The organism is Ignavibacterium sp., assembly GCF_025998815.1.
GTDB lineage: Bacteria > Bacteroidota > Ignavibacteria > Ignavibacteriales > Ignavibacteriaceae > Ignavibacterium.
In genome coordinates this window covers 1484949-1508689 of sequence record NZ_AP026678.1, presented here as the reverse complement: position 1 = coordinate 1508689, position 23741 = coordinate 1484949, and the positions used below count along the sequence as shown (strand labels likewise).

General features: G+C 33.2%; 24 protein-coding genes. 16 read left to right on the top strand and 8 right to left on the bottom strand.

The features are described 5' to 3' along the window. Positions 1-5: 5 nt before the first annotated feature. Positions 6-449, top strand: coding sequence for a ribosome silencing factor (rsfS, locus tag Q0X14_RS06520; RefSeq protein ID WP_297844128.1), 444 nt, complete (start codon positions 6-8; stop codon positions 447-449). After that, entirely contained in the window at positions 446-2074 is a 1629-nt protein-coding gene (argS, locus tag Q0X14_RS06515) for an arginine--tRNA ligase (protein WP_297844125.1), read from the top strand. Before rsfS ends, argS begins: the two co-directional genes overlap by 4 nt. A 1-nt stretch (position 2075) precedes the next feature. Here the strand turns inward: argS and Q0X14_RS06510 are convergent, their stop codons facing one another. Genes Q0X14_RS06510 through surE form a run of 4 tightly spaced genes read right to left on the bottom strand, consistent with a single transcriptional unit; the run spans position 2076 to position 6542 of the window. After that, a complete protein-coding gene (locus tag Q0X14_RS06510; protein ID WP_297844123.1) occupies positions 2076-2765 on the bottom strand; it encodes a ComF family protein in 690 nt (229 codons plus the stop codon). Between the two features lie 6 nt (positions 2766-2771). Beyond that, the gene (locus tag Q0X14_RS06505) at positions 2772-4916 is read right to left on the bottom strand and encodes a hypothetical protein (RefSeq protein WP_297844120.1); all 2145 of its coding nucleotides are present in this window, start codon (positions 4914-4916) and stop codon (positions 2772-2774) included. After that, entirely contained in the window at positions 4916-5779 is an 864-nt protein-coding gene (locus Q0X14_RS06500) for a PhzF family phenazine biosynthesis protein (RefSeq protein WP_297844118.1), read from the bottom strand. Before Q0X14_RS06500 ends, Q0X14_RS06505 begins: the two co-directional genes overlap by 1 nt. Further along, the gene (gene surE / locus Q0X14_RS06495; protein ID WP_297844114.1) at positions 5748-6542 is read right to left on the bottom strand and encodes a 5'/3'-nucleotidase SurE; all 795 of its coding nucleotides are present in this window, start codon (positions 6540-6542) and stop codon (positions 5748-5750) included. The genes Q0X14_RS06500 and surE overlap by 32 nt, the downstream gene beginning before the upstream one ends. 146 nt (positions 6543-6688) lie before the next feature. On the opposite strand from surE, the gene pgeF reads away from it, so the two are divergent. From pgeF to Q0X14_RS06430, 13 genes are all read left to right on the top strand, one after another. Further along, a complete protein-coding gene (pgeF, locus tag Q0X14_RS06490) occupies positions 6689-7423 on the top strand; it encodes a peptidoglycan editing factor PgeF (protein WP_297844112.1) in 735 nt (244 codons plus the stop codon). Then, positions 7420-8331 (top strand): EamA family transporter, encoded by a 912-nt coding sequence (locus Q0X14_RS06485; RefSeq protein ID WP_297844110.1) that lies wholly within the window; start codon positions 7420-7422, stop codon positions 8329-8331. Before pgeF ends, Q0X14_RS06485 begins: the two co-directional genes overlap by 4 nt. Positions 8332-8383: 52 nt before the next feature. Continuing rightward, on the top strand, positions 8384-8755 hold the full coding sequence (gene folB / locus Q0X14_RS06480; protein ID WP_297844108.1) for a dihydroneopterin aldolase: 372 nt from the start codon (positions 8384-8386) through the stop codon (positions 8753-8755). Then, entirely contained in the window at positions 8755-9285 is a 531-nt protein-coding gene (gene folK, locus Q0X14_RS06475; RefSeq protein ID WP_297844105.1) for a 2-amino-4-hydroxy-6-hydroxymethyldihydropteridine diphosphokinase, read from the top strand. The genes folB and folK overlap by 1 nt, the downstream gene beginning before the upstream one ends. After that, positions 9278-9937, top strand: coding sequence for a deoxynucleoside kinase (locus tag Q0X14_RS06470; protein WP_297844103.1), 660 nt, complete (start codon positions 9278-9280; stop codon positions 9935-9937). The genes folK and Q0X14_RS06470 overlap by 8 nt, the downstream gene beginning before the upstream one ends. Beyond that, the gene (locus Q0X14_RS06465) at positions 9937-10125 is read left to right on the top strand and encodes a hypothetical protein (RefSeq protein ID WP_297844100.1); all 189 of its coding nucleotides are present in this window, start codon (positions 9937-9939) and stop codon (positions 10123-10125) included. Before Q0X14_RS06470 ends, Q0X14_RS06465 begins: the two co-directional genes overlap by 1 nt. Before the next feature lie 4 nt (positions 10126-10129). After that, positions 10130-11233, top strand: a complete 1104-nt coding sequence (locus Q0X14_RS06460) for a glycosyltransferase family 9 protein (protein WP_297844097.1) — start codon at positions 10130-10132, stop codon at positions 11231-11233. Then, positions 11223-12179: a hypothetical protein gene (locus tag Q0X14_RS06455; RefSeq protein ID WP_297844094.1), complete on the top strand. Its 957-nt coding sequence runs from the start codon at positions 11223-11225 to the stop codon at positions 12177-12179. The genes Q0X14_RS06460 and Q0X14_RS06455 overlap by 11 nt, the downstream gene beginning before the upstream one ends. Before the next feature lie 74 nt (positions 12180-12253). Continuing rightward, on the top strand, positions 12254-14047 hold the full coding sequence (gene lepA / locus Q0X14_RS06450) for a translation elongation factor 4 (RefSeq protein ID WP_297844093.1): 1794 nt from the start codon (positions 12254-12256) through the stop codon (positions 14045-14047). Positions 14048-14058: 11 nt separating this feature from the next. Then, entirely contained in the window at positions 14059-14946 is an 888-nt protein-coding gene (gene lepB / locus Q0X14_RS06445) for a signal peptidase I (RefSeq protein ID WP_297844089.1), read from the top strand. Positions 14947-14964: 18 nt separating this feature from the next. Then, entirely contained in the window at positions 14965-16944 is a 1980-nt protein-coding gene (locus tag Q0X14_RS06440; protein WP_297844085.1) for a S8 family peptidase, read from the top strand. A 41-nt stretch (positions 16945-16985) separates the two neighbouring features. Further along, positions 16986-17630 (top strand): O-methyltransferase, encoded by a 645-nt coding sequence (locus Q0X14_RS06435; protein WP_297844083.1) that lies wholly within the window; start codon positions 16986-16988, stop codon positions 17628-17630. Beyond that, positions 17627-18055, top strand: a complete 429-nt coding sequence (locus Q0X14_RS06430) for a hypothetical protein (RefSeq protein ID WP_297844080.1) — start codon at positions 17627-17629, stop codon at positions 18053-18055. The genes Q0X14_RS06435 and Q0X14_RS06430 overlap by 4 nt, the downstream gene beginning before the upstream one ends. Here the strand turns inward: Q0X14_RS06430 and Q0X14_RS06425 are convergent. Together Q0X14_RS06425 and Q0X14_RS06420 are read right to left on the bottom strand one after the other, a co-directional pair. Then, positions 18052-18498, bottom strand: coding sequence for a MarR family transcriptional regulator (locus Q0X14_RS06425; RefSeq protein ID WP_297844077.1), 447 nt, complete (start codon positions 18496-18498; stop codon positions 18052-18054). The genes Q0X14_RS06430 and Q0X14_RS06425 overlap by 4 nt on opposite strands. A gap of 63 nt (positions 18499-18561) precedes the next feature. Continuing rightward, positions 18562-19227 (bottom strand): YigZ family protein, encoded by a 666-nt coding sequence (locus tag Q0X14_RS06420; RefSeq protein ID WP_297844076.1) that lies wholly within the window; start codon positions 19225-19227, stop codon positions 18562-18564. Positions 19228-19298: 71 nt separating this feature from the next. Here Q0X14_RS06420 and uvrA point away from each other — a divergent pair, with 71 nt between their 5' ends. Next, positions 19299-22121, top strand: coding sequence for an excinuclease ABC subunit UvrA (gene uvrA / locus Q0X14_RS06415; RefSeq protein ID WP_297844073.1), 2823 nt, complete (start codon positions 19299-19301; stop codon positions 22119-22121). A gap of 4 nt (positions 22122-22125) precedes the next feature. On the opposite strand, the gene Q0X14_RS06410 is transcribed toward uvrA, so the two are convergent. After that, positions 22126-22947 carry an aldo/keto reductase gene (locus Q0X14_RS06410; protein ID WP_297844070.1) on the bottom strand — a complete coding sequence of 274 codons (822 nt, stop codon included), beginning with the start codon at positions 22945-22947 and terminating at the stop codon, positions 22126-22128. Between the two features lie 8 nt (positions 22948-22955). Further along, positions 22956-23702 carry a sulfite exporter TauE/SafE family protein gene (locus tag Q0X14_RS06405; RefSeq protein ID WP_297844067.1) on the bottom strand — a complete coding sequence of 249 codons (747 nt, stop codon included), beginning with the start codon at positions 23700-23702 and terminating at the stop codon, positions 22956-22958. Between the last annotated feature and the right edge of the window lie 39 nt (positions 23703-23741).

Here is a 23741-nt window from a genome sequence, read left to right as displayed (position 1 = left end):
AAAACTTGGATTCAAAAGTATTCGCAGAAAAAATTGCTAATCTCGTTTTTAATAAAAAAGGTTATGATGTTAAGATTATTGATTTAAAAAACCTCGCTTCATTTGCTGATTATTTTGTAATATGCTCGGCGGACTCAGATACTCAGGTTAAAGCAATTGCAGATGAAATTGATGATAAGCTTCGTGATGAAGGTATAAAATGCTGGCACAAAGAAGGTTACACAGCACTGCAATGGGTTTTGCTTGATTATGTTGATGTTGTTGTTCATGTCTTTCGAAAAGAAGCCAGAGAGTTTTATAATCTTGAAAAACTTTGGGGTGATGCACCAAGCTGGATTGTTGAAGATCCTGCACTTAAAAAAGATGAACCACAAAAGGAAGTTAAGATTAAAGAAACTTCAACCACAAAAACCAAAACCACAACCAGAAGAAAGAGTAGTAAAAGTTGAAAGAATATTTACAATATCTTTTTAATCAGGCAGCTTTAAAAATTCCTGAACTAAAAGAAATTTCTCTTCAGTTTGATATTCCTAAATCAGAAGAGCATGGTGATTTATCCTCCAATGCTGCAATGCTTTTATCAAAGAAGTTGAAAAAAAATCCCAGAGAAATTGCACAGCTTATAATCAGTTCATTGGAGATTGATTCAAACATAATTTTGAAAGTAGAAATTGCTGGTCCCGGATTTATAAATTTCTTTTTCAATCCGGTTTTCTTTTCAAAAATTATATCAGAGATAGTATCAGAAAATGAAAACTTTGGTCGCTCTGATAAATTTAAAGGCAAAAGAGCAAATGTAGAATTTGTTTCTGCAAATCCAACCGGACCATTAACAGTCGGGCACGGAAGAAACGCTGTTGTTGGTGATACAGTTGCAAACTTACTTGAGTGGATTGGTTATGAAGTTGATCGCGAATATTACTTCAACAACGCCGGCAGACAAATGCGTGTGCTTGGTGATTCTGTAAGATTGCGTTATCTCGAAATTCTTGGTGAGAAAATTGAATTTCCTGAAGATTATTATCAGGGAGAATATATTAAAGATATTGCTATGATGTTGTTCAAGGAATATGGTGATAAGCTTAAAAATGAGGATGCTGAAGGAATCTTCAAACAAACCGCAGAAAGAGAAATATTTAAAGACATAAAAAAGTCTTTAAACAATCTTAACATTAATCATAAAATTTTCTTTAATGAAAATTCTTTGTATGAAGAAGGAAAGATTGATGAACTTTTAAAGATATTTAAAGAGAAAAATTTATCTTATGAAAAAGATGGAGCTGTTTGGTTAAAGCTTACTGAATTGGGAAAAGAACAGGATAAAGTTATTGTTAAATCTACAGGTGAACCAACATACAGATTACCAGATATTGCATATCACATCACAAAATTTCAGCGTGGATATGATTTGATGGTTGATTTATTTGGTTCTGATCATAATGCAACATATCCTGATGTTTTAGCCGGACTTCAATCGCTCGGTTATGATATTAATAAAGTCAAAGTGCTGATTCATCAGTTTGTAACCATTATAAAAGACGGTGAGATTGTAAAAATGTCAACCCGAAAAGCTAATTACATAACTTTAGATGAATTGGTTGATGAAGTCGGAAAAGATGTTGTAAGATATTTTTTCAATATGAGGAATGTCACCTCGCACATGAATTTTGATCTAACACTTGCAAAAAAACAATCTGATGAAAATCCGGTTTTCTATCTTCAATATGCTCACGCAAGAATTTGCTCAATTATCAGAACTGTTGCGAAAGAAAATCTTCAGCCGGATTATAACAATCTGCATTTACTCAATTCACCTGAAGAAGTACAGCTTCTTAAAAAGTTAAATCTTTTTAAAGAAGAGGTTCTTTATGCAGCCGAGAATTTTGAAACGCATAGAATCTGCACTTATCTGGAAGAACTTGCAACTCTGTTTCATAAATTTTATACATTCAGAAGAATACTTGGTTCAGAAAAAGATGTTGCTGAAGCTCGCTTAGCTTTGGTGAATGCTGTTAAAATTGTAATCAGAAATGGTTTGAGTATTCTTGGAGTTTCTGCTCCTGAGCAAATGTAATTTATTCAGCTATTGCCATTGAAGTTGCATAAATATTTTTTGCACCTGCAAGAATTAACTGATGTGCACACTCAGATATTGTTGAACCGGTTGTGATAACATCATCAACGAGCAAAATATTTTTTCCATCAACTGCATCCTTATCTTTTATCTTGAATGCATCTTTAACATTTAGCTGTCTTTCTTCCGCAGTAAGATGCGTTTGTGTTTCAGTATATTTTTTTCTGCTTATAATTTTTTTGTTCCACCGAATTCCTGTCTGAACTGAAATTCCCTTTGCAATAAACTCTGATTGGTTATAACCTCTTTCAGCTTTTTTAAGCTTATGAAGTGGAACAGGAATAATCAGGTCAATCTTCCAATTGTCGAGTTTATCTTTGATCTGATTTCCAATGATCTTCCCGAAATATATTCCGACACTAAAATGTCTGTTATACTTTAATGCATGAATAATGTGCTGAACTTCACGATCCTTTTCAAATATAAAAACAGGATGAAAATCACTTATATATTTTTTAGCAGAAAATTTTTTATGATACTCTTCTTCAATGAGAGATTCATGTGCAAGTTTTAATTTATCAAAACAATTATCACAAATTATCTCTTCTGAATGTTTAAGCTTTTGATTACAGGCAGGGCAAATTCGTGGAAGAAAGAAATCGAATATCTTGGTTAAGAATTCGTTTCGCATATGATATCAAAGCATTCCTGATTGTTTTCTGATAAACCACTCAAGACTAAACAGTAGAACAGCAATTACAAGCATCCATTCATTAGACCATAATTTAAATTGCGACTCAACTATTTTTTCATCCGAAACTTTGTTAATACTCCTGCGCAATTCAGAAATAAGTGAATTTACTTCTTCGGGCATAAATAATTTGCCGTCAGTTCGGTAAGAAAGATCGTTTAGCATTTCATAATTCATTCTGGTGTCTGTCATTTCGATGTCAATATCGCCAACATTAAATCTGCCTGAATCTGTTTTATATGTTTTTCCACTAAGCTTTGATGTTGCTGTAAAATTGTAATCACCGGGTTTCATCAACTTTATTTTTCCTTCATACAATCCATTGCCTATTGAATTCAATTGTAAATCAAACTCATTGTCAGATGATTTGATTTTAATTTCAACTTCAGCATCATTCAATGGATTAAGTGCTTCGTCGTATAGCTCGGCAACGAATTCAACATCATCACCTGCCGAATAAAATTTCCTAATCGTTCTAACCTTGAATTGTTTTTGCTCATCAGTAACGCTTAGCCACTTTGCAATATTTATTATCAGATTATCATACAATCCAATATTCTTTGTTGCAGTTTGAAGTTTCCATTTCCAAAAATCTTTTCCGATAAAACACAAACTTCTTTTGGAGGCAAGATTCCTTGAAACAATCAGTGGTTGCTTTAGTCTGTTTGTTTCAACTTTGATAAAGCTAAGTACTTTACTTTCTGCTTTTGCGGTAATTGTTCCGACCGAATAAATAATCGGTGGAAGATTATTCCAGTCATTAATATTAATGTTTGCAGAAATTATCGGATTATTCGTTTCATCTGAATTTAAATCAGGTTGTGCAATTAAATAATCACCACGAAAGTTTTGAATTGCAACAGGAAGAACATTCGAAATTTGAGAAAGCTTTGCAAGATCAACAGCATTATTCAACATTATGAAAAATGGAGTATTCTTGTTAAGAATTTTATCTCTGATGCGATTAAAAATTTCCTGTGAAGTTTCTTTTGTTGGAAACGATAAAAGAAAAATTACATCGGCACTATCAATCTTCTGATTTGAGTTTATTTCAAGAAATGAAGAACCAACTGCTTGAGTTAATGTGTTTACCTGAAAATTATTTTCTCTTTGAAGAACATTTTTAATAAAAGTTAAATCCGGCGAAGGACTACCTGCAACAATCAGGATTTTTATTTTATTGCTACGGACATTCAGAAAAAAAGGATATACATTGTTTGCAGTAGAAGTTTCGTTTTCAAGATTATTAATTCTCACAGTAAGTTTTTTTTCGCCGCTTTCCTTTGGTGTATAATTAAAGTTAATTGAATTAACACCACTGTTATCAAGAGAAATTTGTTGTTGTTCAATCAGAGTATTACCTTCAAACAGCGAAGCAGTAATTGATTGTCCTGCAAATCCATTGTTTATAACAGTAGCTGAAATAGTTGTTGGTGTTTCGGCATAAATATATTCATTGAACAAAACATTTTTAATAGCCACATCTTTTTTTCTGCTACTATCTCCAACTGCAATTGTGAAAACCTGTTTACCAAATTTTTCTGCCTGATAAGTTGGTGTACTTCCTTCAGTAATTACTCCATCTGAGATAATGGATATCGAAGAAATATTTTTATTTCTGAATAACTCCGGATTAAAAATTTTTGTGAAGTTAGTTGAACTTTCATCAAAGTTTAGTGAATTAGAAAAATTATTTCCTTCAATTTGCTTTACATCAGAACCGAAGGAATAGAAAAGCAAATTATTTTTCAAATCAGATTTACTTAATTCATCTAAAAGTGAAAGAGTTTTTTCTACTCTCTGAGTTCCATCGTTAATCTGCATTGACTTACTGTTATCAACAAAAATCAAATTTACCGGTTGTGCTTTAACTTTTTTAACAAGAGTTAAAACTGGCTCAAAGAATACAAGAATTAAAACTGTCAGAGCCAGGAATCTTAATAATGCAAGAAAAAATCGTTTAAGATTTGAAACAGGTGGAAGTGTAAACCGATAAACATAAACTGAATAAGCAAGAGCTATTAAAATCAGTAATACAAAAATTATCCAGCTAAAAGAAAAACTGAATTCTATTTTATCATAACCGAACATCAGATTATTAAATTTCCTTTAAGAATGGTTACTGCATTTCCGTGAATTTTCAAAATATTATTTTTCTGATTGTATGAAACTCCAACCCGACCTTTTCTGTTGAGAATGTCTCCTTGTTCTAATTTGTAAATTCTGTTGTCTGAAAAATTATTAATAAGATTTCGCTGATAAAGCAACATCAATAAAGGACCTGCTGCGGAACCGGTTACAGGATCTTCCAATATTCCTTCTGCAGGAGCGAAAAATCTTAAGTGAGCCACAGAATCTGCTTCCAAAGTTTCCATTGAATATACTGCTATATCAGTGTAATCATTTTGTGAAGAAATAATTTTTGAAAGTCTTACAAAATCAATTTCAAGATTAAACAGAGTTTGAAGATTATCAACTCCAATAAAAAGGTATTTCCTGTTCGAAACAAAAATATCTTTATTAACCTTTGATGTACTTAATCCTAAAGCGAAAAAAAGTTCATTAAAATCTTTTGTGATCTTATTAAATCTTGTTTCAGGAATTTGCATCCAGTAATGGTTTGCAGATTTTCCTGCGTGAATAATTCCTGATTTAGTATTAAAAGTGATTTCTGAATTTTCTTTAATCAGATTTTTTTCGAATAGAAAATGAAGTGAAGCAATAGTAGCGTGTCCACATAAATTATCTTCCATCTTTGGAGTGAACCATCGTAAGTTAAAATCGGCTTTGTCAGAACTTGAAAGAAAAGCTGTTTCTGAAAGATTCATTTCAGCAGCAATTCTTTTCATTTCAGATTCTTTTAAGAAATCATCAAGAACAACTGCAGCCGGATTTCCACTAAATGGTTCAGAAGTAAAAGCGTCAATTTGAAATATCTCGATGAGCTTTGGCATTCAGAAGATTTTCAATTTTCCATTGTTTCATTTCTTCGAAAGTTTTGTAATCAGTGAGATCGAAATGAATTGGAGTTACGGAAACATAATTATTTCTTATCGCTGCCTGATCGTATTCTAGCGAATGATCAACTTCAACAAGATTGCCTGTAAGCCAATAATAATTTCTTCCATAAGGATCAACTCTTTTCTCATAAACATCATCCCACTTCGACTTTCCTTGCTTTGTCACAATAATTCCTGCAACTTTTTCTTCAGGCAGGTTGGGAACATTTACATTAAGCATTGTGCCTTTTGGCAATCCTCTTTTATGAACTTCAAGTGCAAGCATTTTGGCAACCTTTGCAGCAAAAGTAAAATCCATAACAGAATGACTTGTAACTGAAATTGCAATTGAAGGCACATCCATTATTGCTGCTTCTCTTGCTGCGGAAACAGTTCCCGAGTAAATAATATTGATTGCAGTATTTGAACCATGATTTATTCCGGATACCATTAAGTCGGGCGGTTCGGTCATCAAATTTCTTATTCCGATTTTAACACAATCGGCAGGAGTTCCATCAATAGCATAACCAAAAAATTTTCCGTCTTTATGATATTCAAAAACTCTCAACGGAGTTTGCATTGTGATTGCGTGTCCAACTGCACTTTGTTCCTGATGAGGAGCAACTACAGTAACATCAGCAATTTCCCGTAACGACTTTACAAGTGCCTGTATTCCGGCTGAGTCAATTCCGTCATCGTTTGATACTAGTATTTTCAATTCGGTTTCCTTTATTCTAAAAATTGGTTGCTTAATATAACACTAATTAAAATTTCACTCAATTATTCTTTACTTTGCCTTATCATAAAGTTTAAGAAGAACATGATTTCAGTTAAATTTGCTCACAATTTTTTGAAAGATTCAGATTGTTCGTAATAAAACCATATATCTTCAACAGATTTCCGGAAATAGTTTGCGGCTTTAGCACCAAAATTGGGTTAGACAGAAAATCACCATACTTTTTCAATTTATCTCTTTCTGTCGGAGATGATGAAGAACTAGTCCGTGAAAACAGAGAAGCATTCTTTAATTATTTTGGATTAACTTCCGGTAATATTGCATTTCAAAGACAAATTCATTCTGATATTATCACAATAGTCAATTCTCCTGGTGTTTGTGGTGAAAGCGATGCAATGATAACTGATAAGACTAATCTTGGTTTGGTAATCTCCGCAGCAGATTGTACTTCTGTTTACATTTATGATTTCAAGCTAAAAGTAATTGCTGCCATTCATTCAGGTTGGCGTGGTACTAAAGAAAAAATTGTTGATAAAACATTACAAATACTTTTAAACGATTTTAACTGTAAACCTGAAAATTTATTTGTCTACATCGGTCCGTCAATATCACAAGTTAATTATGAAGTAGGTAAAGAAGTTGCCGAACAATTTGACGGAAAATATTTGAAATTAATTAATAACAAATTTTACCTTGATGTTGCTGGTGCAAATTATGATATGTTGATAAAAAGAGGAATACCATCATCAAACATTCAGAAATCTGATTTATGTACTTTTGAATATAATGAGCTTCTTCATTCATACAGACGCGATGGAGTTAAATCCGGCAGGTCACTTGGATTGATTGCAATTAAGAAATGAACAGAGAAACCTTTAAAATAATTTTTACTTATTTATTGCTTTGTTTTATCTGGGGCTCAACCTGGCTTGCAATAAGAATCAGTCTTGAGTCGTTTACTCCGTTTCTTTCAGGTGGATTAAGATTCATAATCGCTTCAATTGCAATTTTTATTGTAATGAGACTAAGAGGAATCACTCTTCAAAAAGATAAGTTGTCGGTAAAACTTTATCTTCAAATGGGATTTTTATCATTTGTAATTCCATTTGGCTTAGTTTATTGGGCTGAGCAGTTTGTGCCTTCAGGACTTGCTTCAGTACTATTTGGAGTTTATCCTTTCTTCGTTGCAATCTTTTCTTATTTTATGATTCCAAATGAAAAAATCGGAATCGGAAAAACTATCGGAATGATTTTAGGATTTGCAGGAATAGTAGTCATTTTTTCTGATTCATTTTCTTTTACAATTTCTGATTATCTGCTCGGAATGTTCGCAGTTATGTTAAGTGGAATAATGCAGGCATACATTGCAGTGACACTTAAAAAATATGGTAAACATCTCAATCCGCTTTCAATGAATTTTATTCCAATGTTGATTGCAGGAATTGCAGGAACATTGATTGGTTTGCTCGCTGAAGATATGTCAAGAGTTTCTTTACACGAAGCAGGAATTTTTGCAGTTCTTTATCTTGCTTTGTTTGGAAGTGTGGTTACCTTCACCGCATTCTATTGGCTAATGAAACGGATTAATGTTGTTATACTTTCATTGATTGCTTTCATAACTCCGATAGTTGCATTAATTCTTGGTTGGATATTTTATAATGAAGTTCTTACAACTCAGCACCTGATTGGTTCGTCCATGGTTCTCATCGGACTTTTAATAGCAAACCTTTATGGAATTGCTTTTCAGAAGGCAAAAGAAATAAAAATTTAGATAATTGTTGTAAACAGATTTCTTAACTTTGCACTGTCGAAAAAGGATTCTTATGGAAAACATTATACGGATTAAAAAAGCTACATTCTATGGTTATCACGGAGTTCGGAGTGAAGAACAAAGTGTCGGTGGTAAATTTGAAGCAGATGTTGATATCTATACGGATTTTTCAAAAGCTGCCCGCAAAGATTCGCTGACTGACACAATAGATTATCATAAAGTTTATAAGTTTTTATATCGAATGGCTCTCGAACAAAAATATTATCTGATTGAAGCACTTGCAATGAGAATTGCCGATGAACTACTGATTAACTTTCAGACGATTAACAAGGTTGCTGTAAGAATTCGTAAAAACAATCCTCCGCTTGGAGGCGTTGTTGACTGTGTTGAAGTAGAAGTTATAAAAGAAAGAAAAGATTTATAATGTCTCACGAACAACATACAGCTTTTATTGGTATTGGTTCCAATGTAGGAAACAGAATTGATAACATCAGGAAAGCTGTAAATCTGATTAACGCGACAGAAGGAATTGAGTTAATTGCGGTTTCATCTTTATATGAATCTTTACCATTCGGGAATCACAATCAGCAAAATTTTTATAATGCAGCGATTAAAATTCAAACTGTCTTAACTCCATATAAACTTTTTGAATTGCTGAAAAAGTTTGAATTGATGCTTGGAAGAATTCACAGAGCACATTGGGGACCTCGTGAGATTGATCTCGATATTCTTTTATTTGACGATTTAATTTTATCTGATGATGTTTTAACTTTGCCACATAAGGGAATGCATTTAAGAGATTTTGTTTTATTACCATTAGCTGAAATTGATGATAAAATTATTCATCCTGTTTACAAAATGACTGTTAAACAGTTTTTGAATCAGATTAAAGACAGAACAATTATTTCAAAGATTGATGAAAAAATTTTAAAAGAGGAGAAAGAGATTGGATAACAACTCTGAACTTCGGTACATTGCTGTTGAAGGTGTAATTGGAGCCGGTAAAACTGCTCTTGCAAAAAAACTAAAAGCACGACTTGATGCAAGAATAGTTCTTGAACAGTTTGAAACAAATCCTTTTCTCGAAAAATTTTATAATGACAGAAGAAGATATGCTTTTCAGACTCAGATGTTTTTTCTCATAAACCGATTTAAGCAACAGGAAGAACTTATACAGGAGGATTTATTCTCAAACTACATTGTTTCAGATTATATTTTTGAAAAAGACAGAATATTTGCTTATCTCAATCTAACAGGTGATGAATTAAAATTATACGAATCACTTTATCCTTTGCTTGCCCGCACTCTTCGTAAACCGGATTTGGTTGTGTTTCTTCAATCAAGTATTGATCGTTTGATGTTCAATATTAAAAAGCGCGGCAGAGCAGTTGAAAAAAATCTGACAAGAAGTTACATAGAAGAATTGAGTGAAGCTTACAATCATTTTTTCTTCCGTTATAATGCGACACCTCTTTTGATTGTCAACTCAACTGAAATTGATTTTGTCAATAATGAAAATGATTTTGAAGAATTATTCCGGCAGATTTTTAGAGAAGACAGAGGATTGATTGAATACTTTAATCCTGAAACACGGAGAGTTTTATAATGTTAAGGTTATTGCTATACCTTCTGCTATTCTTTCTTGTTTACAGAATTGTAAGAAACTTTATCAAAGGTTACACTTCAGGCGATGTTAAAACAAAAGTTCGCGAACAGAAAAGAGTTAAATCAAAGTATGAAGATGTTGAAGAGGCAAAGTACACCGAAATAAAGGACGATAAAGAAAAAAAATAAATGAATGGCAAAGAAGAATTTTTTATCTAACCTGTTACTCACATTTCTAAAAAAACTTTTCGAAGTTCCTGAAAGTCATTCAAACGATCTCGGAGAAATAAAGGAAATATTAATTGTAAGACAGCATAATCAACTTGGAGATTTACTTGCTGGTATATCTTTACTTCGGGCTATCAAAGAAAAGTATCCTGATTCTTCAATCACAATAATTCTCAGTAAAGAAAATTATAAAGGACTATTAAAGAACCGGTTCATAAAAGAGCTTTTCGTATTTGATAAATCAAAACTTTTCAATCCGAATTATTTCATAAAATTAATAAAGCTCTTACGCAAAGAATATGATGTTGTCTTTGTTCCGGTTACTGTTTCGATTTCTTTTACAAGTAACCTTCTGGCAAGAATTTCCAAATCGAAAATTAGAGTTGGGCCAAAATCTCTTGATGGAAAATTGAATGATAGTCAGTTCTTTTTTGACAGAAGAATTAACATTGACTGGAGAAAACACCCCGATTCACATGTTGCAGAAAGAATTCTTGATCTAGTAAGACCATTTGGAATAGATACAAATGACTTCAGTTCAGAAATTAATTTCGATGATGATGACATCTCTGTTGCAAAAAAATTTCTGAGTGAAATTAAAAAAGACAATTCATCATTTATTATTGGACTTCATGTTGGTGCTGGTAAACCGCAGAACAGATGGTCATTGCAGAAATATGTAGAACTGATTGAACTTCTGAATCAGAACTTTAATTGCACTTTCTTTCTTACAGGAAGTGACGCTGATAATGAAGAATTGAATTATGTCAAATCAAAATCAAAAATTCATCTGCCTGTATTCAAAAACATGGAAATATCTCAGGTTGCTGCATTGATTTCTCAGGCAGATTTATTCATCACAAACGATACAGGAACTATGCACATTGCAGGTTCGACTAAAACTCCGCAGATTTCTTTGTTCGGTCCGACAAATCCATATAACTGGGCACCGATTGGTGTTAATAAACATTTTATTCGTAAATCAGAACTAATTGATGATATAACAGTTCAGGATGTTTATGAGCTTGCAAGCCAAATTATTAAAAGCAGAGCAAAAGATGAAAACTAATAACAGAATTGCTGCAATCGATATTGGAACGAATTCTTTCCATCTCGTAATCGTTGAAGTTCAGAGTGATAACACATTCAAACTTCTTGATAAGCAAAGGGAAGTCATTCGACTTGGTTCACATAAAGGTGAAGATCTTTCAGTAATCTCAGAAGGTGAAATTGAAAAAGCAATTGACATTCTGAAAAATTACAAAATGCTTGCAGAACACTACGGAGCTTCAATCAGAGCTGTTGCAACAAGTGCGGTTCGTGAAGCAGAGAATAAAGATAAGTTTGTTAAAGCAGTCAGAGATAAAATTGGGATTGATATTGAAGTCGTTGACGGAAGAACTGAAGCAAGACTTATTTTTTATGGAATTATGAATGCTATTGATGTAAAAGAAAAAAATGTTTTATGCATTGATATCGGCGGTGGAAGTTCTGAGTTTATTTATGCTGAAAAAGGAAATCCTGTCATAACCGAAAGTGTTAAGATTGGTGCGGTTCGTCTAAGCAAAAAGTTTTTCCCCGATTTCATACTCAAGAAAGAATCAGTCGAAGCTTGTCAATCTTATGTTCAGGCACAAATCAGCTATATCAAATATTTAATTAGCGAAAAGAAAATTGATCAGGTGATTGGCGCATCAGGAACAATTGTAGCTGCAGCAATTCTTGTTCAGGAGTTATTCAATAAACCAAAAAGAAAATCAATCAACAAAATGACATTCACTTCTGATGAATTGAATTTTGTTTATAAAGAAATTATCAGACGAAAGACTCCTGCTGAAAGAATTTCATTACCGGGTATGGAATTAAAGCGCGTAGATATAATTCCTGCAGGAATAATTATTCTGAAAACAGTTTTCGATTTATTTGAAATAAAAAATATCACACTTTCCGAATATGCCTTGAGAGAAGGTATTATCTACGATACAATAGTAAAGCAAAGCTCAGCTAAAAACTGAATGTTGATGCTTATCTTCAGTCTTATCTTGGTTCTCATTTTATCATTATATTTGCATTGAATTTAAGGGAAACGATGAACAACATTAGAAATTTTTGCATAATAGCTCATATAGATCACGGTAAATCAACAATTGCAGATTGTCTGCTGGAAAAAACCGGAGTAGTTTCAGAAAGAGAAGCGAAAGATCAGATATTAGATGATCTTGAACTTGAAAGAGAACGCGGAATAACAATTAAATCTCACGCTATCCAAATGCACTATCGTGCAAAGGATGGAAATGATTATATCCTTAATCTGATTGATACTCCCGGACATGTTGATTTCACTTATGAAGTTTCGAGATCACTTGCTGCCTGCGAAGGTGCTATTCTCGTCGTTGATGCTGCACAAGGTGTAGAAGCACAAACGATAAGCAATCTTTATCTAGCAATAGAAGCTGGATTAGAAATCATTCCTGTCATTAATAAAATTGATTTACCAAGCGCTGAAATTGACAGAGTATCTCAGCAAATAATTGATTTGCTTGGTTGTAACAAAGAAGATATTCATCTTGTTAGTGCAAAAGCTAAAATCGGAATAGAAGAATTACTTGAAACAATAGTTAGCAAAGTGCCTCCTCCAACCGGCGATCCAAAAGCTCCGCTGCAGGCTCTGATATTTGATTCTCTGTTCGACTCCTATCGTGGTGCAATAGCTTACATTCGTGTTGTTAATGGAACTTTGAAAACCGGAGAGCGAATTAAGTTCTTTAAAGTAAATAAAGAATTTGATGCCGAAGAAATTGGTGTGCTTGGACTCAAGAGAATTAAAACTGAACAGCTCACTGCCGGTGATGTTGGTTATCTTATTGCTGGTGTAAAAGATGTTCACGACACTAAAGTTGGTGATACGGTTACACACTCTAAAAATGGCGCTACTGAACCTCTGCCCGGTTATAAAGAAGTAAAGCCAATGGTTTACAGTGGACTTTATCCAACTTCATCGGATGATTTTGAAGACTTAAGAGACGCACTTGAAAAATTCAGATTGAACGATTCCGCTTTGGTATATCAACCTGAAACTTCCGCTGCACTTGGATTTGGTTTTCGTTGTGGCTTTCTTGGATTGCTTCATATGGAAATCGTTCAGGAACGATTGCTTCGTGAATACAACCAATCAATAATTACAACACTACCGAATGTTGAGTACATCGTTTATACGAAGAAAGGCGAAAAAATAATTGTTGATAATCCTGCAGAAATGCCTCCGGTTGGTGAAATTGATCATGTTGAAGAACCATATATGAAAGCTCAGATTGTTACTCCAAGTGAATATGTCGGAAACATAATGAAACTTGCGATGGACAAACGCGGTGTTTATAAAAATACAACTTACATCGATCCGACAAGAGCTGATTTACAATTTGAATTTCCCTTGTCAGAAATAATCTTTGACTTTTATGATAAGCTGAAATCAGTAACTCGTGGTTATGCATCTTTTGATTACGAGTTTATCGGATATCGTGAAAGTGATCTTGTAAAGCTTGACATTCTGCTCAATGGTGAACCGGTTGATGCACTATCAATGATCGTTCACAGAAGCAAAGCTTATGATTGGGGCAGGAAAGTTTGTTCGAAGCTAAAGGATTTAATTCCAAGACAAATGTTTGAGATAAATGTTCAGGCAGCAATTGGAACAAAAGTAATTTCTAAATCAGTAATCAAAGCATTAAGGAAAAATGTTCTTGCTAAATGTTATGGCGGTGATATAACACGAAAAAGAAAACTTCTTGAAAAACAAAAAGAAGGTAAGAAAAGAATGAAGCAGGTTGGTAATGTTGAAATTCCGCAGGAAGCATTTTTAGCAGTATTACAAATTGACGAATAAACGGATGTAAATTGTCAGCACAGGCATACAAACCGGCAGTAAAGAAAAAATCTAAGCTGAAGATTTTTTTGTTCGTATTAATTTTCTTTCTTACACTTATAATTATTAAAGGAATTTTTCTTGGAGCTTATCATATAACTTCTTCTTCAATGAGAAATGCATTGATTGAAGGTGATTTTGTTCTTGTTAAAAAATCTTCGTATCAGATAAAAACACCGGATAAATTCCCATTCACACCGTTTAAGATTCCATCGTTCAGAATTTTTAAAAGACAGAAACCTGAAAGAAATGATGTTGTAGTTTTTAAGATGAATGAGTTTCTTGTTGATACTTCTTTAACTGAGTACGATCTTGTAAAAAGAATAATTGCTTTGCCTGGTGAAACTGTTCAGTTAAAAGACAGATCAGTTTTTATAAATGATGAAGAAATTAATAATCCCTCGACGGTTACTTTTAATCTTAATAGTCCTTTCTTCTACAATAAAGCTGAACAAAAATTTTATCCGTTTAATGACAAAACCTGGAAAATAAATTTTTACGGTCCTGTTAAAGTTCCGCAAAGAGGCGATACAATTCAGATAAATCCAAAGAATATTTCAATTTGGCAACCAATTATAAATTATGAATCAGGTGGAAAATTTATTAATGTTGAAGGAACAGTAATCACTTACAAAGGAAGACCAATTACAGAATACATCATTCAGAAAGATTACTACTTTGTTTTAGGAGATAACAGATTTGAGAGTGTTGACAGCAGATTCTTCGGCTTTGTTCCTGAAGATGAAATTATCGGGAAAGTCTGGATGATTTACTGGTCAATCAATCCGAATATTGAAACCGGATTTTGGGATTTCTTTAATGCACTTCGATTCGATAGAATTACAAAAAGCATTTACTGAATTATGAAATAAAATCTGATGAATAAAAAAATTATTTTACTTCTTGTAATTGTCACTTCATTTTCACTTGCTCAACAAAAATATTTTATCTTCTTTAAAGACAAAGGAATTGATAAAAGCATTTCGTTAAGTAAATCCTCTTCAGAATATCAGATAGCAGTTAATTCTCTAAAAGAAAAAGCAATTGAACGAAGAAAGAAAAATCTTGGTGAAGAAATAATTCGTTTCGAAGATTTGCCTTTGAGAAACGATTATCTGAATGAATTAAGAAAACTCGGAATAAAGATTGTTCACGAACTGAACTGGTTCAATTGCGTTTCTGCAGTCGTTTCTCAGGATAAAATTGATATTATACGTTCGCTTCCGTTTGTTGAAGATATAAAACCAGTTAAAAGAATATCATTCAAAAAAGATTTAATTCAGGAATCACTTCTTAAAGAGAATAATTTCAACCTCTTCGTTAATGAATACGGACCATCTTTTACTCAATTAAATTTGTCAGATGTTCCTTTAGTTCATTCCAAAGGAATTGATGGAAGAAATGTTTTGGTCGGATTATTAGACTCAGGATTTGACTGGAAAAGACATACTGCACTTTCAACAAGAGATGTAGTTGCTGAATATGATTTTGTGTTTGATGATTCTGTTACTGCAAATCAATCACAGGATGTTCCCGGACAGGATTTTCACGGAACATTAGTTTTTTCAATTATCGGAGGTTATCGGGATAGTATTTTAATTGGCTCAGCTTTCAACAGTTCATTCCTGCTTGCAAAAACTGAATACATCGCAACTGAAACTCATGTTGAAGAAGACAATTACGCAGCCGCTTTAATTTGGATGGAAAATCTTGGTGTGGATATCACAAGTAGTTCACTTGGTTATAATGAATTCGATACGGGCGAAGATTCATATACTTATGAAGATATGAATGGCAAAACTACTATAGTTAGCAAAGCAGTTGATTTAGCATTCGAAAGAGGTGTGGTTACATTTACTTCTGCTGGTAATGAAGGAAATACAAAATGGAAATACATTACTGCACCAGCCGATGCCTTTAATGTTATTGCAGTCGGTTCGGTTGATGCACAAAATAATCCCGCAAGTTTTAGTTCAGTTGGACCAACTTATGACGGGAGAATTAAACCGGAAGTGGTTGCAATGGGAGTTTCAGTCTATGGTGCTTTAGCAGGTACAACGAATGATTACCGTTATGCAAACGGAACATCTACTTCATCTCCAATTGCTGCCGGAGTAGCTGCATTACTTCTTTCTAAATTTCCGCACTTAACAAATTCACAGGTCAGAAGTATAATTCTAGAATCATCATCAAATTCACAATCACCAAATAATCAGATTGGTTATGGATTAATCTCTGCAAAAAGTGCATTGGAATTTCCTAACATCAGACAGGTAAATGGAAGTTATCTGCTGAACAAAATATTTTTTGATGATTCAAAAAATCCGAATTCAATTCGACTTCATATTTCTGAAGATGGAGCATCATTTACAAGTTATAATTTCAACACTTTCAAAGATGACACTTACGAATTTGTTCTTCCATCATTCTCAAACGGTAAGAAACTTGAATTTTACTTTACATATCAGGATAGCTCGGGAAATCTGACAAGAGTTCCTTCAAACAAAAATTATAAAATGTTTTACGGTTTGTTAAATATTTTACTCAACTTAAACTTATCTAGTAATAATCTTGATTATACTGTTAGCGACATTTATCCAAATCCATTTCTGCCATTGAAGAATAAAGTTGTCAGAATTAATTATCGTTCATCAGGAAATGAGTCTTTCAGACTTTCAATTATTGATGCTTCAGGAAGAAGTGTAAAAGAGATTTCACAGATTAGTAATCCAGGTGAAAATGTTGTTGAGTGGGATGGAACGAATGACGAAAAAATTCTTTGCTCAAGTGGAGTCTATTATTTCCTTATCTCTCTCAACGGAAAACAATTTGGTAAAAAATTAGTTCTATTAAAGTAATTTTGGAAAGAAGATTTATATAACTTTTCGGGAGTAACCAGATGTCAAGAATTATTTTACCTCTGCAAGAAAAGTATCTTGATTCATTCGATAAGAAAAAAGATTCGCTTCTAAAGAGTATGGAAGAGTTTGCAGAGGAAAATAATGTTCCAATACTTTCGAACCTTTCAGCAAATCTTCTGGAGCAACTAATCGTAATGAATAAACCTCAGCGAGTTTTAGAAATAGGAACAGCAATCGGTTACTCTACAATCCGAATAGCAAGAAAGTTAGGAAGAAAATCAATTATTCATACGATTGAAAAAAGCACTGACAACATCACTATTGCTAAAGATAATTTCAAAAAATCCGGACTTGAAAGCAAGATTAAACTTCTCGAAGGTGATGCCTTAAGAATAATGCCGCAGCTTCAGAAAAAGTATGATTTTATTTTTCTTGACGCTGATAAGGAAGACTATAAAAGATTGTTTGATTACTCAATGGTGCTTTTGAAAAAGGGAGGAGTAATTTTTGTTGATAATCTTCTGTGGCACGGTTATGTAGCAGCGAATAAGATTCCGCCAAAGTATAAAAAGTCCACTGCACTTATAAGAGATTTCAACAGAATTTTTATGACACAGCCGTCATTATCTTCAACCATATTACCCGTTGGTGATGGAATTGGAATAGGAGTAAAAGTACTATGACAACAACCATAACACACAATTTTCTTAATGAAGTTGAGTCTTTTACCGAAAGAAAACTTCATCATAAAATATTTCTTCAGCAGTTGATTGATGAAGCAAATAAAAATGATACAGTTCAGAAATTTGAAGAACTTGCATTCACAGGGAAGTATGTAAGCGGATTGTTCAGAGCGATAAAAATTGGCCAGTCAAATCCTGATGTAACTAATCTTCAAATGATTAAAGAAGATTTGATGAGGAATATAGAAAAGGTCATAACCTTAATAAAGGAAATGACCTCAAATTTAAATGCAGAAGTCTTCGCAGAAATAAATACAAAGTTTATTGAGCTAAGTAAAGATCAATTCAACAACATTACCCAACTTGTTGATGATCTCGACCAGGTAAAAAAGTATCTTAATTACCTGAAAAGAAATATCAGTTAGCTTTTAGCCAACCACTTTTCCAAAGCTTCAAGCAGATGTTCCAAAGCTGTAGTTAAAGGTTCATGCTGATCAGGATCAATATCTTTCAGAATTTCCCGATGAATATCTACATAAGCTTTGTTCAATTGCTTAACAAGTGATTGACCTTTTGATGATAAAGTAACTCTCATATTCCGTCTGTCATTCGGGTCAATCTCTCTGATTATATATTCTTTGTTTACCAATCCATCAATAATCCTTGTCAATCTACTTGGACTTAAATTCATCCTTTCAGCAATCTTCTTATTATTAACAGTTTCATCCGAACCAAATAATCTGAGACAACGGAATTCTGCTTGAGTTAAGCCATGAATTTCTGCCAGCCGAACTTCTTTTTCCTGACAATTTGCAAGCAAACTGAATGTTAAGTTTGCCAGCTTCTCTGCGTGTTGATTTAATTCCATATTTAACCCCTGTAAAAGATTAATAATTGTGCATATCAAAAATCGTTAAAACTAATATTTTAATCAAGTGGAGGTTAAGGATTTGTTATAAGTAAATGATTGATGGATTTCAATCTTAGCTGTTCCGTTAGTAGTATTAAGTAATTCATTCTTGAAATCATCAACTAATGATGTTTTAATGGAGATATAAAATTTTGCAAAGTCGCTATATTCAGAATTATCAATTATTCCCTCGTAATTATTAACAACTCGGTGAAATTGACTGATATAATTAAATTCTATTTGTACAGAAATTTCTTGATAAAGATTTAATTGTACAATTTTCTTTTCATCAATAACATTTAATGCAGATTGATAATAAGCTTTTCCAAGCGGACCAACTCCTAATTTTGTGCCACCGAAATAGCGAATAACAATTATCAAAACATTTGTAAGCCCATAATGCTCAATTGCGTTAAGAATTCTTAATCCGGCAGTACCTTTTGGTTCACCATCGTCAGATGATTTTATTTCATAATTGAGCAGTTTGTATGCATAGCAGTGATGTGTTGCATCAAAATACTTCTTTCTGACTGTGTCAAGAATTGTTTCTGCTTGTTCATGCTTTTCAATGTGATATATCTGAGCGATAAATTCAGATGATTTTTCCTTATAAACGCTTTCATTGAACTCAAACACAGTTTTTATTTGTTCTGGAAGTGATTTGGATGATAAAGGATTAGAGTGCATGCTAAAACTATTTGAATATGAATTTGAGTGTGACTAAAATACATGTTTGAAAATTTTATTACTATACAAACTTGGAAAAAGACAAAATAATAATTAAAGGTGCACGCGAACATAATCTCAAGAATATTGATGTCGAGATACCGCGTGAATCCTTCACTGTAATAACAGGTTTATCAGGTTCCGGTAAATCTTCACTTGCCTTCGATACAATTTATGCTGAAGGACAGAGAAGGTATATCGAATCGCTTTCAGCTTATGCAAGGCAGTTTCTTGATATGCTTGAAAAACCTGATGTAGATTTAATTGATGGATTAAGTCCTGCAATTTCAATTGAACAGAAATCAACTTCCGGAAATCCTCGTTCAACAGTTGGAACTGTAACTGAAATTTATGATTACCTTCGTTTGTTATTTGCAAGAGTCGGAACTCCGCATTGTTACAATTGCGGCAAACCGGTTGTAAAACAATCATCAAATCAGATAATTGATTCTATTCTTACAAACTATAATGGTAAAAAGATTACTGTTTTAGCTCCTGTTATAAGAGGAAGAAAAGGACATTATCGGGAATTGTTTGAAGAGATTCTCTCAGATGGATTTCTAAAAGTCAGAGTTGATGGTGAGTATTTTGAAATCTATAAAGGATTCAGTGTTGACAGATACAAACTGCATAATATTGAAATTGCAGTTGACAAACTTCAGGTAAGTGAAAAATCAAGAAACCGTTTAACTGAATCTGTTGATGTTGCGTTAAACTACGGTGGAGGAATAGTAATTATTGATACAGGAAAGGAAGATAAAGTTTACAGCCGTCATCTTGCCTGTCTTGATTGTGGAATAAGTTATCGTGAACTTGCACCAAATTCATTTTCATTTAACTCGCCTTATGGTTCCTGTCAAAACTGCGAAGGTCTTGGAGAAATCAAAGAACTTGATATTAACCTGATCATCCCGGATTGGAATAAATCAATAAACGAAGAAGCAATTGCAGCGCTTGGTAAACCAAGACAAATCTGGTTTTTCAATCAGCTTGAAGCAATAGGAAAAAAATATGGTTTTGATTTCGATACCAAATTAAAAGATTTAACAGAGGAACAAAAAGATATACTTCTTAACGGCACAAAAGATAAAATTCCCTTTACTTACACTTACGGAAAAGGTAAGCCGGTTACTTATCTTCATCGTTTTACAGGATTGATGGAATATCTCAGAAATTATTATTCAACCACAACATCAGCAAGTATTCGTGAGTGGGTTGAATCATTTATGAATACTGTGACATGTCCTGTTTGTAATGGCGGAAGATTAAAGAAAGAATCACTATCTGTTAAGTTTGCCGGAAAAAATATAAGTGAGATAACTAATCTTTCAATCAATCGTGCAATCGAATTCTTTGCTAAACTAAAACTTACAGGAAGAGATGCACAAATTTCAAAACCAATTTTGAAAGAGATAACAACCAGACTTCAGTTTCTTTCAAATGTGGGATTGGATTATCTGACATTAAATCGTTCTGCAAGAACTTTGTCGGGTGGAGAATCACAGAGAATAAGATTAGCAACTCAGATTGGCTCTCAGCTCGCAGGAGTATTGTATGTTCTTGATGAACCTTCAATAGGATTGCATCAGAGCGATAACATAAAACTCATAAACTCGCTTAAAGAATTAAGAGACCTTGGAAACACTGTTATCGTAGTTGAGCACGATAAAGAAACAATAGAAAATTCTGACTTTATGATTGACCTTGGACCCGGAGCAGGTGAACAGGGAGGAAAAGTTTGTATTGCCGGCGAAACTAAAAAGTTAGTTGACTCAAAAAATGGCTTTGATTCAATTACACTTTCATATTTGAAGCATCGGAAAGAAATTAAAATTCCTGAGCAGAGAAGAAAAGGCAATGGCAAATTTATTTTACTTAATGGCGCTTCAGGAAATAACTTAAAAAATGTTGATTTGAAAATTCCTCTTGGAACTCTGACACTAGTAACAGGAGTTAGCGGCTCAGGTAAATCAAGTTTGATTAACGAAACTCTTGTTAAAATTTTGATGAGAAAGTTTTATAACTCAGCAGTGGTTCCGCTTCCTTATAAATCAGTTGAAGGACTTGAAAATATTGACAAAGTAATTGAGATTGATCAGTCACCAATTGGCAGAACACCGCGATCAAACCCAGCTACTTATACTGGTTTATTTACTTTAATTCGTGATTTGTTTGCTCAACTTCCTGAATCGAAAATGAGAGGATATGAACCGGGAAGATTCAGCTTTAATGTGGAAGGAGGAAGATGTGAAGCTTGTTCAGGTGATGGAGTAAAAAAGATTGAAATGAATTTTCTTCCTGATGTTTATGTAACCTGCGATGTTTGTCACGGAAAGCGTTATAACAGAGAAACACTTCAGGTTTTGTATAAAACAAAATCAATTGCCGATGTTCTTGATATGCGAGTTGACGAAGCTCTGGAATTTTTTGAAGACTTGCCGAGAATTAAAAGGAAGATTAAAGCAATTCACGATGTTGGTTTAGGTTATATAAGACTTGGACAACAGGCAACAACACTTTCCGGTGGCGAAGCACAACGGGTTAAGCTCGCTACTGAATTAAGCAAAGTTTCAACAGGAAAAACTTTATATATCCTTGATGAACCAACAACAGGACTTCATTTTGAAGATGTAAACATTCTTATGAATGTGCTGAATAAATTAGTTGATAAAGGAAATACTGTCATAGTTATTGAACACAATCTCGATGTAATAAAGTTAGCAGATTGGATAATTGATCTCGGTCCCGGAGGAGGAGAATTCGGTGGAGAAATTATCGCTGAAGGAACTCCCGAAGAAATTGTAAACAACAAAAAAAGTCTCACCGGAAAATTTTTGAAGAAAGAATTAAAGTAAATTTTTACTCAATCTCACTTGGATCCCAGGAAACTCTGAAGTTTTCATTCAACTCATTTAATACTTTCATATCTTCTGCACTTAACTTGAAATCAAAAACTTCAGCATTCTCTTTTATTCTCTTTTTATTTGCAGACTTTGGAATAACAATCAGTTTATGCTCCAGACACCAGCGAATTAAAATCTGAGCGTGAGTTTTGTTATACTTTTTTGCTATACTGTTTACAACCGGATTATTTTTTTTCTTCATTCTGGCTAAAGGTGAGTATGCTTCAACTTCAATTTTATTTGAACGGCAATATTCAAGCAATTCTTTCTGATAAAGAAAAGGAGAAAACTCAACCTGATTAACAGTTGGAATTACATTCGAATATTCTTTCATCTCTTCAAGATGTCTGATCATATAATTGCTAACACCAATTGCTTTACATCTTCCTTCCGAATAAATTTTTTCTAAAGCTCTCCAGCTTTCTTTTCTCAGATTTGGAACAGGCCAATGAATGAGATATAAATCAACATAATCAAGTTGTAATCTTTTTAAACTTTCGTCAAATGCTTTTAATGCTAAATCATAACCGTGATCATCATTCCAAAGTTTTGTTGTGATAAATATTTCTTCGCGTGGAATTCCCGACTGTTTAACTGCAATCCCAACTTCTTTTTCATTTCCATAAACTGCTGCAGTATCAATTAATCTATAACCAATTTCTAAAGCATAAGAAACCGCTTCTATTGTTTCTTTACCAGGAGCAGCTTTATAAACTCCAAGTCCGAAGTACGGCATTTCATAGCCATTATTTAATTTGCATTTAGAATGAATGTTCATCTGTTCTCCTAAAAAATATTCAGTAGTTTAATTGCCATTATGAAAATTGAAACTATTAGAACTGCTTTGATTAGTTTTTCTCCTTTCTTTACTGAAAGTTTAGCTCCCCACCATCCACCAAAAGCATTTCCGGCAGAAAGGCTTAATCCATAAAACCAGTTGACATTGTTTGTCAAAATAAAAACAAGTAATGCAGGAATTGTGAAAATGAATACGATAAAAACCTTATGCATATTTACCCTTATTAAATCGAGTTTAAGAATATTATGAAGCAAAGCCATTATAATGAATCCAACACCAACCTGAAGAAATCCTCCATAAAAGCCAATTAGTATCATCGAGAGTACAACTTTCCAATCAACTTTGAAATCAGCAGTAACATTTTTTTCCCGCTTCTGAGGTATAATCATAGTAATAATTATCAGAATCATTATTATCCCAAGAACTTTTTCAAAAGCATCATTGGATATTTTTACCGCAAAGACAGCACCAGCTATCGCTCCGGGTAAACTCAGAAGCGAAAGAATCATACTGTTTTTCAATTCATAATATTTTTCTTTTTTGAATGAATAAACAGCAGAGATATTCTGGAATATGATTGCAACACGATTAGTCCCGTTTGCAACAGATGCATCAAGTCCGAGAAAAATTAATGCAGGCAAAGTGAGTGATGAGCCACCACCAGCGTTTACATTAATAAACGCAGCAATTGCTCCAACGCCAAAGAGAATCAAGACAGAGAAAATATCAGACAATTAATCTCCTTAATTTTAATCACTAAAATATGAAAAGAA

Bases quoted from the DNA above. Each gene is read 5' to 3' on its own strand.
- Q0X14_RS06460 (WP_297844097.1), top strand. From the start codon at position 10,130: ATGGCAAAGAAGAATTTTTTATCTAACCTGTTACTCACATTTCTAAAA.
- Q0X14_RS06410 (WP_297844070.1), bottom strand. From the start codon at position 22,947: ATGAACATTCATTCTAAATGCAAATTAAATAATGGCTATGAAATGCCG.
- Q0X14_RS06435 (WP_297844083.1), top strand. From the start codon at position 16,986: ATGTCAAGAATTATTTTACCTCTGCAAGAAAAGTATCTTGATTCATTC.
- lepA (WP_297844093.1), top strand. From the start codon at position 12,254: ATGAACAACATTAGAAATTTTTGCATAATAGCTCATATAGATCACGGT.
- Q0X14_RS06425 (WP_297844077.1), bottom strand. From the start codon at position 18,498: ATGGAATTAAATCAACACGCAGAGAAGCTGGCAAACTTAACATTCAGT.
- Q0X14_RS06430 (WP_297844080.1), top strand. From the start codon at position 17,627: ATGACAACAACCATAACACACAATTTTCTTAATGAAGTTGAGTCTTTT.
- Q0X14_RS06465 (WP_297844100.1), top strand. From the start codon at position 9,937: ATGTTAAGGTTATTGCTATACCTTCTGCTATTCTTTCTTGTTTACAGA.
- Q0X14_RS06505 (WP_297844120.1), bottom strand. From the start codon at position 4,916: ATGTTCGGTTATGATAAAATAGAATTCAGTTTTTCTTTTAGCTGGATA.
- Q0X14_RS06485 (WP_297844110.1), top strand. From the start codon at position 7,420: ATGAACAGAGAAACCTTTAAAATAATTTTTACTTATTTATTGCTTTGT.
- folB (WP_297844108.1), top strand. From the start codon at position 8,384: ATGGAAAACATTATACGGATTAAAAAAGCTACATTCTATGGTTATCAC.
- Q0X14_RS06510 (WP_297844123.1), bottom strand. From the start codon at position 2,765: ATGCGAAACGAATTCTTAACCAAGATATTCGATTTCTTTCTTCCACGA.
- Q0X14_RS06455 (WP_297844094.1), top strand. From the start codon at position 11,223: ATGAAAACTAATAACAGAATTGCTGCAATCGATATTGGAACGAATTCT.
- folK (WP_297844105.1), top strand. From the start codon at position 8,755: ATGTCTCACGAACAACATACAGCTTTTATTGGTATTGGTTCCAATGTA.
- Q0X14_RS06440 (WP_297844085.1), top strand. From the start codon at position 14,965: ATGAATAAAAAAATTATTTTACTTCTTGTAATTGTCACTTCATTTTCA.
- Q0X14_RS06420 (WP_297844076.1), bottom strand. From the start codon at position 19,227: ATGCACTCTAATCCTTTATCATCCAAATCACTTCCAGAACAAATAAAA.
- Q0X14_RS06500 (WP_297844118.1), bottom strand. From the start codon at position 5,779: ATGCCAAAGCTCATCGAGATATTTCAAATTGACGCTTTTACTTCTGAA.